Origin of the sequence: Arthrobacter sp. RT-1, from assembly GCF_003367205.1 — a bacterium.
GTDB lineage: Bacteria > Actinomycetota > Actinomycetes > Actinomycetales > Micrococcaceae > Arthrobacter.
Map to the genome: position 1 here is coordinate 187493 of NZ_QRGQ01000007.1, position 12660 is coordinate 200152.

A 12660-nucleotide genomic window follows, 5' to 3' on the forward strand; every position below is an offset into this window, starting at 1 on the left:
ACTGCTTGCATGCCTATCGTTCCTGATGAGAAGGACTGGACCTGGGTCCTGACCCGTCCCTGCCCGGAATGCTCGTTCGACGCCTCCACCGTCACCCCGTCCACCGTCCCGGGGAGCATCGAGAACATGCTTCCCCGGTGGCGGGCCGTGCTCCGCCGGCCGGATGTGGCGGAACGCCCGGACGACCAGACCTGGTCAGCGCTGGAGTATGCCTGCCATGTGCGCGATGTCTTCAGCCTCTTCGACCAGCGGCTCAACCTGATGCTGGATTCAGACGACGCCCGGTTCGAGAACTGGGACCAGGACCAGACGGCCATCGACAAGGACTACGGCAGCGCCGACCCCGCGGTTGTCAGCGCCGAGCTCACGGCTGAGGGGAAGCAGGTGGCGGAGTCCTTCGCCGGCGTCCGCGAGGCGGAGTGGGAACGCACGGGGCTGCGCAGCAACGGCTCCAGGTTCACTGTCCTGACGCTCGCCCAGTACTTCCTGCACGACGTCGTCCACCACCTCCACGACGTGGACGGCTAAGCGTCCCGCACGGTTGTCCCCGCCCGGGAGGCCACCAGGCCTTTCCCGGCCGTCTCATCCTTCGGTTCCGCGCCGGCCAGGACCAGCCGGGCATCCTCCGGATCAATGTCCGCCGGGTTGTGCGTCACCAGCACCACGGTGCGGTGGCTCAGCCCGGTCCGCAGGTCGGCCAGCATGGCCCGGGCTGATTCTGCGTCCAGATGCGCTGTGGGCTCGTCCAGCAGGATGACCTCCGCCCCCGTCATCAGCGTGCGGGCAACGGCCAGGCGCTGGCGCTCCCCACCGCTCAGGAAGGCTCCGCCGGGGCCGATCCGCGTGTCCAGGCCGTCGGGCAGCCGCTCCATCAGGCCGGTGAGCCCCACGGCAGCGACGACGGCTTCCATGTCCGCGTCCCCGCGGGTTCCGTCACTGGAGCCGTTGCCGCTTCCGGCGGGGCTGCCCAGCAAAAGGTTGCCGCGGATGGTCGAGTCGAAAAGGTGCGCCTCCTGGGGGCACCAGGCTGCCTGCCCTGTGACCCGCGCCTGTCCGGCGGCGGCGGGCAGGAAACCGAGCAGGACCGAGAGCAGCGTCGATTTGCCGGAACCGGACGGCCCCGTGACGGCCAGCCAGCGCCCCGGCTCCGCCACGGCGTCCAGGCCGGTGAACACGGGTGCGCCGCCGGGCCAGGCCGCCGCCAGGTTTTCCAGTTCGACGCCGGGCCGGTTGCCGCTGCGCGCGGGTACCGGCTGCAGCCCGTCGGCATTGTCTCCGGCGGTGCCGGCCGCGTCCAGTGCGCCGGACTCCCCTACCCGCCGGAGGACTGTCCGCAGCGCCGGATACTGGCGCACCGCCGTCGTCATGGCTGCGTAGGGTTCCACGAGCGCGAGGAGCAGCAGGACCACCACTGCTGCGGTGGCCGGGGCAATCCGGCTGTCCAGCACTGCCGGGGCTGCCAGCCAGGCGGCGGCGAGCGCCGCGGCGCCGCAGCAGGCGGTGGTGATGGCGTGGCCCAGCCCGTCCGCCCAGGCAGAGCGCTGGGAGGCCCGGGTGGCACTTCGGTCCCTGGCCTGCAGCCTGCCAAGGACCAGGGGCGCCACACCGTTGGCATGGAGTTCGGCGCGCGCGTCAAGCGCTGCCGAGACCTGGCGCAGGACGCCCGAACGCAGCACCTGCTCCGCGGTAGCGGATTTCCGGTCGCCCCAGAGCGCAGCGGCCGGTGCCAGCACCAGGCTTGCGATGCCGGCGCCGACGGCGGCGGGCAGCGCGGGCGGCACCAGCTGCCACGTGGTGACCACGGCGAGCACCGACACGGCCACGGCGGTGACGGGCGGCAGGACCACGCGGGGCAGGAGGTCGCGGACGGTGTCGACGTCGTCAATCACCGTTCCCAGCACGTTGCCGCCCTGGAGCAGGCGGCGCAGCGCAAGGGCGCGGCGGCTCAGCGACTCCCAGAGCCGGCCGCGGAGCCGGGTAAGGGCGGCGAAGACGGCGTCATGGAGCAGGAGCCGTTCCCAATACCGGAGCACGGCGCGTCCGATGCCAAAGAAGCGTACGCCCACAATGGCGGTCAGCAGGTACAGGATGGGCGGCTGTTCGCTGGCGCGGATGATGAGCCAGCCGGACAGGCCGGACAGGCCGACGGCGAAGACCGCCGCCAGGGTGCCCACGAGGGCGGCGGCGGCGAACTTGCCCTGCACGGGTGCCAGGAGTGCTGCCAGGAGCCGGACCGGGCGGTCGGTCCGGGCTTGTGAAGCCCCGCCGGCGGCCGCGACCGTGTCTGGAACAGCAGCGGTGGTCCCGGGGACGGCGCCACCAGCTTGCGCTGCTGCGGCGGGAGCGGCAGGGACCGGCAGGGCCGCGGCGTGCACAGGCCGGTCCGTGCCGGGGTCGCGGCCGGCGCCCGTGTCAGCGGGCGAAACCGGCACCAGGTGGTCGGCGAGGTTCCGGGTGCGTTCGCTGTGCGCCACCAGGATCACCGTGACCTGTCCGCGCAGCCTGCGGATGGCGTCTTCCACCAGCATCGCCGAAACATCGTCCAGGTGCGCGGTGGGCTCATCAAGCAGGAGGACGTTTGCCCCGGCTTCGATCCTGGCGAGCCCCCGGGCGAGGGCCACCCGCCGCAGTTCGCCGGGGCTCAGCTCGGCCGGGTGTTTGCCGGCCAGGTGCCCTGCGGCGGCCTTCACAAGGCAGGACCGGGCAGCGGCCTCCGTGCGGGCACGGTCGCGGGAGTTGCGGGCATTCGCCGAGAGGTAGAGCACCACCTCGTCGAGGACCGTTTCCGCCACCATCACCGGGTGCTGCGGCACCCAGGCAACTGCGCCGCGGTCGAGGCCCTTGACGGAGCCGGTGATGGTGGTTCCGCCACCGTCCCCGATGGTGCCGGCCAGGACGCCCAGGACGGTGCTCTTTCCCGCTCCGCTGGGTCCGTCAAGGGCTGTGATCCTGCTTTGCGGCGCGTCGAAGCTGAGGGGGCCGACGGCGGCCCGGGACCTTCCGCTGTAGGTGACCGTGAGTCCGGTGACAGTGATGGGGGCGCCGGGCCGGCCTGCGGGGACGGCAAAGAGCGGCTGCGGTTCGGGCGCGCCGGTCACCGCCGTCACCTCGGCAAGGGCCACCCGGCCGTCGTCGCTGGCGTGGTGGGCGGTGCCGAGCTCGCGCAGGGGAAGGTAGCAGTCCGGGGCGAGGATGAGCGCCAGGAGCCCGGCTTCGAGCGGCATGTCGCCGTGCACCAGCCGCACGCCGATGAACACTGCCACCACGGCGACGGAAATAGTGGCGATCAGCTCCAGTGCCAGGGCGGACATGAACGCCGTGCGGAGGGTGCCCATGGTGCGGGAGCGGTATTCCTCGGAAATCTCTTCCAGTGCCTTGCGCTGGGCGGTGGCGCGGCCCAGCCCCACCAGCACCGGCAGGCCCTTCGCGAGTTCCAGCATGTGCGCGGACAGCCGGGCCAGCGAGGACTGTGCCTCGCGCACCTTGTCCTCGGTGTACCGGCCGATCAACACCATGAACAGCGGCACCAGCGGCACGGTCAGGACGATCACCACGGCGCTGACCCAGTCGGCGAAAAGGATCCGTGCGCCCAGCAGCAGCGGGATGGTGGCGCAGTTCACCAGGGCGGGCAAGAACTGGGTGTAGTAGCTGTCCAGGGCGTCCAGGCCCCGGGTGGCCAGCACCGCCAGGCCGCCGTCGGCCGGGCCGGTTCCCCTGGCGCCGTTCCGCAGTGCGCGTTCCAGGAGCCCCGAGCGCAGCTCCTCCTTGATGCCCAGGGCAGCCCGGCGGGCGACGACGGCCTGCCCCCAGACGGCGAGCGACCGGAGGACGACGCCGGCCAGTCCCGGCACGATCTGTCCGGCCAGGACGTCTGCGGTCAAGTCCGGCTCCCCGCCGGCCAGCCCCGCCAAAACGGAGGCCACGGCCTGGCCGATGAGGACCAGCGACAGCGCCTTGAGCGCCGCCATCAGGCCGAGCCAGTACAGGGCGGAACGGGTTGCCGGACCGGAGGGGAACGTTGGCCGCACGTCAGCCCTTTGTGGTGAACGCCTTGGCGGCGACTGCGGGCAGGAAGCTGTGGGCTTCCGGTATGGAAGCGGCGCTCACCCTGCGGCGGAACACCCAGTAGGTCCAGGCCTGGTAGGCGATCACCAGGGGCAGGCCGAACGCGGCGACGATGCTCATAAGGCCCAGAGTGTAGTCCGAGGAGGAAGCGTTTGAAATGGTGAGGTCAAAGGCCCCGTCCAGGGTGGACGGCAGCACCACGGGGTAGACCGCTCCGAAGATGGACACCGTGCCGAGCACCAGGAAGGCGCCCAGCGCCAGGAACGCTTTGCCTTCGGCGCCGGTGCGGGCCTGTGCCCAGGCAACCGCTGCCGCGGCAACGGCGAGCACCACCGCGGCCCACGTCCATGGCTTGCCCTCCATGAACTGGATGCTGAGCGCCCAGGCGGCGATGGGCAGCAGCAGGACCGGAAGCAGCCGGACGAACCATTGGCGGGCACGGTGCCGGATGTCGCCGTCGGTCTTCAGTGCCAGGAAGGCCAGGGCGTGGACCAGCGAGAAACCCACGACGGCGAGCCCGCCCAGCACTGCGTAGCCGCTGAACCATGCCATGGGCCCGCCCTCGCGGTCGCCGTTGGCATTCAGGGGCAGGCCGGTGGTGGTGAGGGCAAGGGCAGCGCCAATGCCAAAGGCTGCGAAGAACGATCCCAGGGCGATGGCCCAGTCCCAGCGGGCGCGCCAGCGGTCGGTGTCCACCTTGCCGCGGTACTCGAAGGCCACGGCACGGAAGATCAGGGCGACCAGGACCACCAGCAGGGGCAGGTAGAGCGCGGAGAACAACGAGGCGTACCAAAGCGGGAAGGCAGCGAACGTGGCGCCGCCGGCCGTGAGGAGCCACACTTCGTTGCCGTCCCAGACGGGACCGATGGTGTTCAGCAGCACGCGGCGTTCGGTGTTGTTGCGGGCAAAGGTCTTCATCAGCATTCCGACGCCCAGGTCGAAGCCCTCAAGGAAGAGGTACCCGGTCCACAGCACCGCAATGGCGATGAACCAGATGGTTGGCAGCAGTTCCATTCTTCGTTTCCTCTTGCTCTTCCGGTGCGCGGATCAGTAGGCGAAGGCGAGGACGTCGTCGGCGGGCGTTCCGCCGCCCTGTCCTCCCGGCCCGGGGGTGGCGTCCTCGTTTTCGTCCGCGGGGACGTGGGCGAGTTCGGGCATCGCCGAGACCACACCGCCGCGGATGTACTTCACCAGCAGCTTCACCTCCACCACCAGCAGGACGGCGTACACCGCGGTCAGGGTGACAAGCGATGCCAGCAGTTCCCCGGCCGAGACCCCCGGGGAGACGGCGGCTGCGGTGAACATGAACACCTGGTCGATGCCGTTGGGGTCCGGGTTGGGTGCCACCACGAACGGCTGGCGGCCCATCTCGGTGAAGATCCAGCCGGCGGCGTTGGCACCGAACGGGGCCATGATGCCCAGGACGGCCAGGCGCATGAGCCACGGCGACCGGGGAACGGTGCCGCTCCGGGTGAGCCACAGCGCCACGAGGGCGGCAAGGGCGGCAAGCCCGCCGAAACCGATCATCATGCGGAAGCCCCAGTAGGTGACCTCCATAACGGGCAGGTAGTCGATTTCCTGGCCGGCGCGTTCGCCGTAGATGGGGTTGTCCGGCAGGTTGGTCCCGTACTTTTCCTGGTACTCGGGCAGCAGGGTGTTGACGCCCTTGACCTCGGTGGTGAAGTCGCCCTTGGCCAGGTAGGAGAGGATGCCGGGGACTTCAATCAGGGCCACGATGTCATCGCAGTTCTGCGAACCCAGGTTGCCGATGCTGAGGACGGAGAAGCCGGTGCCGTCATGGCAGGCTGCTTCCGCCGCTGCCATCTTCATGGGCTGCTGCTCGAACATCAGCTTGCCCTGGAGGTCGCCGGTGAGGGCGGTGCCGGCGAAGGAGATCATGGCCACCACGGCACCGATCCGCAGGGACCGGATCCAGACGGTGTGGTCTGCCTTGTCACGGCCGGGAATGCTTGCGGACTCGCCCGGGACCACCTTGCCGTCGGCGCCCAGGGTGTCCACGCCGTCGCGGCGCCTGCGCCAGAGGTGGTACCAGGCGATGCCCAGCAGGAAGCCGCCTGCCACGGCCAGCGCACCGAACAGGGTGTGCGGCACGGCAACCAGCGCGGTGTTGTTCGTGAAGACCGCCCAGGCGTCCGTCATGACCGGCCTGCCGTCCACCATCTCCACGCCCACGGGGTGCTGCATCCAGCTGTTGGCCACGATGATGAAGTAGGCAGAGAAGACCGAGCCGATGACCGCCACCCACAGGCACGCGAGGTGGATGCCGGGCTTGAGCTGCTTCCAGCCGAAGATCCACAGGCCCAGGAAGGTGGACTCCACGAAGAACGCCAGGAGGGCTTCAAGGGCGAGCGGAGCGCCGAAGACATCACCGACGAAGCGGCTGTACTCGCTCCAGGCCATGCCGAACTGGAATTCCTGCACGATGCCGGTGGCCACGCCCATGATGAAGTTGATGAGGAACAGCTTTCCCCAAAACTTGGTCATACGGAGGTACTCGGGCTTGCCCGTGCGGTGCCAGGCTGTCTGGATGAGGGCCACCACCAGGCCAAGGCCGATGGTCAGCGGCACCATCATGAAGTGGTAAACGGTGGTGATACCGAATTGCCAGCGTGCGATTTCCAAGGCGTCCAAGGCAGTCCCTACTGTTAGCCAACGCAGTTTTCTACGTTTCGTAGAACTTCAACTTCTACAAAGTGTAGAACAACTGCCGTGACGGTGTAAACCGACCTTTCCTTTGCAGTACGCCGGCAGGGGGTGCGGCGCGCCCCATGTTCTACCCAACGTAGAAAGTACGGCGGATTCGGGGTAAATTTGATTCCGTAGTTGAAATCGCGTGAAGTCACCGACGCCGCCAGGCGCACGGTGCGGGGAAACAAAGGAAAAGTGCAATGGCTAGTCTTGGTGAACTGGAACGGGCAGTGATGGACCTGCTCTGGGCGGGCCAGGAAGCGGCCACCGCGAACACCTTGCGGGACCGGCTCGCGCAGACGTCAGCAGGACAGGGCGGAGCAGCCGGCCACGAAGGCAAGGAACTCGCCGTCACCACCGTCCTCACGGTGCTGTCCCGGCTGGAAAAGAAGGGGCTCGTGGAGCGCGAACGCGGCATGCGGCCGCACCGCTACCAGGCCGTGTCCAGCCGCGAGGAGCACACGGCTGAGCTCATGCATGAAGTCCTGGGGTCAGCGCCGGACCGTGAAGCCGTCCTGGCGCGCTTCATTGGATCGGTCTCCGAAGGTGAAGCCGAAACGCTGCGCAAACTGCTTGGCCACCTCTAGCAAACCATGTTCTGGGCCTCATACCTGCTGGCGGTCCTGGCGATAATACTGGCGTGGCCAGTGCCCATCCTCCTCTCGCGCGCCCAGTGGCCCGCGCGCTCGCCGTTTACCGCCATGCTCCTGTGGCAGGCCATCGCCCTCGCCGGCGGGCTGTCCATGATCGGCGCCATGCTGGTGTACGGCCTGGAACCCATCGGGGACAACCTGATCGCCGGCCTGCGCGCGCTGGCGGGCATGGTGCTGTTCAACGCCCCCACCACAGCCCTGGGCTTCTGGCATATCTTCGCATTGTCTGCAGCAGCGCTGCTCACCGCGCACCTTGTCTTCACCCTCCTGCTGACCTATTACAAGATTGAACGCCAGCGGCGGCGCCACCGCGAGCTGCTGGCCCTGCTGGCATCGCCGTCGGGGCAGGACGCCGCAACCCTGGTGATCAGCCACGACTCCCCCGTCGCCTACTGCCTGCCCGGCGGAGCCCGCTCGGTGACGGTTTTATCGGACGGCCTGATGGCGGCCCTTGAACCGGCGGAACTGCGCGCCGTCCTGATCCACGAGAACGCCCACCTCAGCCAGCGGCACCACCTGCTCCTGTGGGCCTTCGCGGCGTGGCGGCAGGCGCTGCCGTGGCTTCCCACCACCCGGCTGGCCCAGGAATCCGTCAACTCGCTGATCGAAATGCTGGCGGACGACGTCGCGCTCAAGACCGAGAGCAAAGCCACCCTCATCAAGGCGATCGCCATTGTGGCCAGCGGGTCAGCCCCGGCCGCCGGCAGCCCCGAGATGCAACCGGCCACTTCCGGTCTCGCCCTGTCCGGGCTTGAGGCCGGGATGGGCGGCTCCGACTCGGCCCGCACCACGGCTTCCCGCGTCAGCCGCCTGCTGTCGCCGCAGCCGCAACTCCCGGGCGCAGTCCGCAACCTGGTCCTGGCCGGCTGCATCCTTTTGCTGGCGCTGCCCACGGCCCTGCTGGTGGTTCCCGGCCTGCTGGGCTGAACCTCCCGCCGTCGTACGTCCTGCCCTTAGGCGTCGATGCGCTCCCGGTCGAGGCTGGCGGCGCCGGCGATAATGAAGTCCTTGCGCGGCGACACGTCCGAGCCCATCAGCAGGTCGAAAATCTCCTCCGCCTGCTTGGCGTTCTCGATGCCCACCTTGCGGAGCGTGCGGTGCCGCGGGTCCATGGTGGTCTCGGCCAGCTGTTCGGCGTCCATCTCCCCCAGCCCCTTATAGCGCTGGATGGGCTCCTTGTACCGCTTGCCCTCCTTGGCCAGCCGTGCCAGCAGCACGTGCAGCTCGGCCTCGGAGTAGGTGTAGATCATCTCGTTGGCCTTCTGGCCCGCGTTGATCACTTCCACGCGGTGCAGCGGAGGCACCGCGGCAAAAACCCGGCCTTCGTCGATCATCGGCCGCATGTACCGGAAGAAGAGGGTCAGCAGGAGTGTCCGGATGTGCGCGCCGTCCACGTCGGCGTCGGTCATCAGGATGACTTTGCCGTAGCGGGCGGCGCTGATGTCGAAGCTGCGGCCCGAGCCGGCGCCCACCACCTGGATGAGTGCAGCGCACTCCGCGTTGGACAGCATGTCCCCCACCGAGGCTTTCTGGACGTTCAAAATCTTGCCGCGGATGGGCAGGAGCGCCTGGAAGTCGGAGGACCTGGCGAGTTTGGCGGTTCCCAGCGCCGAGTCGCCTTCCACGATGAAGAGTTCGGAACGGTCGACGTCGTCCGTGCGGCAGTCAGCCAGCTTGGTGGGCATCGACGACGTTTCCAGCGCGTTCTTGCGCCGCTGCGTTTCCTTGTGCACGCGGGCCGAGATGCGTGACTTCATCTCGTTGACGATCTTCTCAAGCAGCAGCGCGGACTGTGCCTTGTCGTTCTTGTTGGAAGAGGTGAGCTTTGCCGAGATTTCGCGCTCCACCACCCTGGCCACGATGGCGCGCACAGCGGAGGTGCCCAGGATCTCCTTGGTCTGGCCCTCGAACTGCGGCTCCGCGAGACGGACGGTCAGGACCGCCGTCAGGCCGGCGAAGATGTCGTCCTTTTCGATTTTGTCGTTGCCGGCCTTGAGCTTGCGGGCGTTGGTCTCCACGGCTTTGCGGAAGGTCTTCACCAGGGCCTGCTCGAAACCCGACTGGTGGGTTCCGCCCTTGGGGGTGGAGATGATGTTGACGAAACTGCGTACCGTGCTCTCATAGCCGATGCCCCAGCGCAGTGCCACGTCCACCTCGCAGTCCCGTTCCACTTCGGCAAGCTGGCTGTGGCCGCGCTCGTCCAGCACGGGCACGGTCTCCTTGAACTTCCCTGAGCCGTGCAGCCGCCACACGTCGGTGACAGCGGGGTCGGCGGCCAGGAAGTCGACGAACTCCGAGATGCCGCCGTCGTGGTGGAACACCTCTTCGTGCGGGCCGGCCTCGCCGGGCGTGCCGGCGATCCTCCGCTCGTCCCGGACGGTGAGCTTGAGGCCGGGGACCAGGAAGGAGGTCTGCCGGGCGCGGGCTGCGAGTTCTTCATAGGAGAACTTCGCGTCCGGGGTGAAGATTTGGCGGTCGGCCCAATAGCGGATGCGGGTACCGGTGACGCCGCGCTTGGCCTTTCCCACGACGTCGAGGACGGAGTCGTCCACGAATGGGGTGAAGGGTGCAGCAGGATCGGTCCGGGAGCCCGTGTCCTGGAAGCGCCCGGGCTCGCCGCGGCGGAAGGACATCTTGTAGGTCTTCCCCCCGCGGTCCACCTCCACGTCAAGGCGGGCGGACAGGGCGTTGACCACGGAAGCGCCGACGCCGTGCAGGCCGCCGGAGGCGGTATAGGAGCCACCGCCGAACTTGCCGCCCGCGTGAAGCTTGGTGAAGACCACCTCAACGCCGGTGAGCCCGGTCTTCGGTTCTTTGTCGATCGGGATGCCGCGGCCGTCGTCGTGGATTTCCACGGAGTTGTCCGCGTGGAGGATGATCTTGATGTCGTGGCCGAACCCGGCCAGTGCTTCGTCCACTGAGTTGTCGATGATTTCCCAGAGGCAGTGCATGAGGCCTCGGGAATCGGTGGAACCGATGTACATGCCCGGGCGCTTGCGGACGGCTTCAAGGCCCTCCAGCACAGACAGGTGCCGGGCAGTGTAATCAGAACTTGGTGCCACTGGTGTTGAACTCCTTCAGGGACGGATGAAACAGGCGCCGAAAGCGCTCCCTCTAGGGTAGTCGGCCCCGGCGCGGACAGCCGCCTGCCACACCTGGCGGCCAGTGTGGACCCCGCCACTCGTGCTTTCCGGCGGCCCTCCGGGAAAAACTTGACCCAACCTTGCGGATACGCGCACAGCGAACTTGCCCCATCCTTGCGATGGTTTTGTTACGAATACTGGTTATATAGATGTACTGATCTACTAAGGAGGCCGACATGACAACAGCAGTGGCAGACCGCACACTCAATGCACTCGACCGGTGCGATCGTTGCGGAGCTCAGGCATATGTGCGGGTTGTACTCGAGTCCTCCGGCGGTGAGCTGCTGTTCTGCGGCCACCATGCGCGTGCAGTCGAGGCGACGCTCAAGCCGATGAGCTCCGACTGGCACGATGAGACGGGCAAGCTTCACGAAAAGGCTGCCGTCGAAATCGACTAGGTGCACCAGGACCAACACAAGGATGGGATTCCTCCACTCGGAGGGATCCCATCCTTCGTTTAACCCCTGCCTGTCCAGCCGGTGGCCCCTTAACGCAGCAACGCGGGGTGATTCGCGCCGTCATCCGTGGATGACAGGGCGCGAATGACCCCGCGTTGCTTGGACCCGATTTAGTCCAGGTAGTCCCGCAGCACTTGCGACCGTGAGGGGTGGCGGAGCTTGGACATGGTCTTCGATTCGATCTGGCGGATGCGCTCACGCGTGACGCCGTAGACCTTGCCGATTTCGTCTAAAGTCTTCGGCTGGCCGTCGGTCAGGCCGAAGCGCATGGCCACGACGCCGGCTTCGCGTTCGGACAGGGTGTCCAGGACCGAGTGCAGCTGCTCCTGGAGCAGCGTGAAGCTCACGGCGTCTGCCGGAACCACGGCCTCGGAGTCCTCAATCAGGTCGCCGAACTCGGAGTCGCCGTCCTCGCCCAGCGGCGTGTGGAGCGAGATGGGTTCGCGGCCGTACTTCTGGACCTCAACAACCTTCTCGGGGGTCATGTCCAGTTCCAGCGCCAGCTCTTCGGGCGTGGGTTCGCGGCCGAGGTCCTGGAGCATCTGGCGCTGGACACGGGCCAGCTTGTTGATGACTTCAACCATGTGCACCGGGATACGGATGGTGCGCGCCTGGTCGGCCATGGCACGGGTGATCGCCTGGCGGATCCACCAGGTGGCGTAGGTGGAGAACTTGAAGCCCTTGGTGTAGTCGAACTTCTCCACAGCGCGGATCAGGCCCAGGTTGCCTTCCTGGATGAGGTCCAGGAACAGCATGCCGCGGCCGGTGTAGCGCTTTGCCAGCGAGACGACCAGGCGGAGGTTGGCCTCCAGCAGGTGGTTCTTGGCGCGCTTGCCGTCATGGATGATGAATTCAAGCTCGCGCTTGTACTTCGGGTCCATGGAGCCGTCGTCAGCGGCGATCTTCTCTTCGGCGAACAGGCCGGCTTCGATCCGGAGCGCAAGGTCCACTTCCTGCTCGGCGTTGAGCAGTGCGACCTTTCCGATCTGCTTCAGGTAGTCCTTGACGGGGTCGGCCGTGGCGCCGGCGGACATGACCTGCTGCACCGGGGCGTCATCATCGTCGGCGTCGGAGTAGACGAAGCCCTTGCCGCTGCCGGCGACAGCCTTGGCGGGATCAGCCTCGGCGTCGTCAACCACGTCGGGTCCTTCGAGGATGATGTCGTCGAGGTCCTCCTCGACGTCTGCTTCGTCGGCGTCAACGTCACCGGAGGCCTTGTTGGCGGCCTCGGCAGCTGCCTTGGCACCAGGCTTGGGGCCGCGCTTCTTCGGCCCGGGCTTGCCGTCAGCCGCACCGTCACCGGCGGAAGCCTTGTTGGCTGCCCGCGTAGCTGCCCGCTTGGCGTTGGTCGCAGCCTGCTTCTCGTCTGCGGACAAGTCGTCCTGGGCGGCGGGGTCCTTCTTCGTGGAAGACGGGGTCACAGAAAACCTTTCTAGCGGTGGTCTGTGGAATCGCCATACGGGCAACACCACTATGACCCTGTCAAGTCCGTGGTGGAAACCAAGCGCCACCACGGCCGGCAGAGTCTCTTAGGACAACTGCCGGAGCGGCCGTATTGTTCCCCGAAGGGCTCAACCACAAGCACTCGATACACGGACCCAACCGGGTCTCGGCATCCATTGTCTCATGTTT

General features: G+C 67.4%; 9 protein-coding genes. 4 read left to right on the plus strand and 5 right to left on the minus strand.

Going from position 1 to position 12660, the window contains the following annotated elements:
* Positions 1–9: 9 nt before the first annotated feature.
* The gene (locus tag DXK94_RS08445) at positions 10–528 is read left to right on the plus strand and encodes a DinB family protein (protein ID WP_115524620.1); all 519 of its coding nucleotides are present in this window, start codon (positions 10–12) and stop codon (positions 526–528) included.
* Here DXK94_RS08445 and cydD read toward each other — a convergent pair.
* From cydD to DXK94_RS08460, 3 genes are read right to left on the minus strand one after another with little or no spacing between them, the layout of a single operon-like run.
* Positions 525–4028, minus strand: a complete 3504-nt coding sequence (gene cydD, locus DXK94_RS08450; RefSeq protein ID WP_115524621.1) for a thiol reductant ABC exporter subunit CydD — start codon at positions 4026–4028, stop codon at positions 525–527. The two genes, DXK94_RS08445 and cydD, sit on opposite strands and share 4 nt — an antisense overlap.
* Before the next feature lies 1 nt (position 4029).
* Complete coding sequence (gene cydB, locus DXK94_RS08455) at positions 4030–5079, minus strand: cytochrome d ubiquinol oxidase subunit II (RefSeq protein WP_115524622.1); 1050 nt, start codon at positions 5077–5079, stop codon at positions 4030–4032.
* Between the two features lie 33 nt (positions 5080–5112).
* On the minus strand, positions 5113–6717 hold the full coding sequence (locus tag DXK94_RS08460) for a cytochrome ubiquinol oxidase subunit I (protein ID WP_115524623.1): 1605 nt from the start codon (positions 6715–6717) through the stop codon (positions 5113–5115).
* Positions 6718–6974: 257 nt separating this feature from the next.
* Between DXK94_RS08460 and DXK94_RS08465 the strand changes: the two genes are divergently transcribed.
* Both DXK94_RS08465 and DXK94_RS08470 read left to right on the plus strand, forming a co-directional pair.
* Complete coding sequence (locus tag DXK94_RS08465) at positions 6975–7361, plus strand: BlaI/MecI/CopY family transcriptional regulator (protein WP_079597125.1); 387 nt, start codon at positions 6975–6977, stop codon at positions 7359–7361.
* A 6-nt stretch (positions 7362–7367) separates the two neighbouring features.
* Positions 7368–8354, plus strand: a complete 987-nt coding sequence (locus DXK94_RS08470; protein WP_115524624.1) for a M56 family metallopeptidase — start codon at positions 7368–7370, stop codon at positions 8352–8354.
* A gap of 26 nt (positions 8355–8380) precedes the next feature.
* Here the strand turns inward: DXK94_RS08470 and DXK94_RS08475 are convergent, their stop codons facing one another.
* Positions 8381–10489, minus strand: a complete 2109-nt coding sequence (locus DXK94_RS08475) for a type IIA DNA topoisomerase subunit B (protein WP_115524625.1) — start codon at positions 10487–10489, stop codon at positions 8381–8383.
* Between the two features lie 257 nt (positions 10490–10746).
* On the opposite strand from DXK94_RS08475, the gene DXK94_RS08480 reads away from it, so the two are divergent.
* Positions 10747–10968 carry a hypothetical protein gene (locus DXK94_RS08480; protein WP_079597128.1) on the plus strand — a complete coding sequence of 74 codons (222 nt, stop codon included), beginning with the start codon at positions 10747–10749 and terminating at the stop codon, positions 10966–10968.
* 170 nt (positions 10969–11138) lie between these two features.
* On the opposite strand, the gene DXK94_RS08485 is transcribed toward DXK94_RS08480, so the two are convergent.
* Positions 11139–12449, minus strand: coding sequence for an RNA polymerase sigma factor (locus DXK94_RS08485; protein ID WP_115524626.1), 1311 nt, complete (start codon positions 12447–12449; stop codon positions 11139–11141).
* Positions 12450–12660 lie beyond the last annotated feature (211 nt).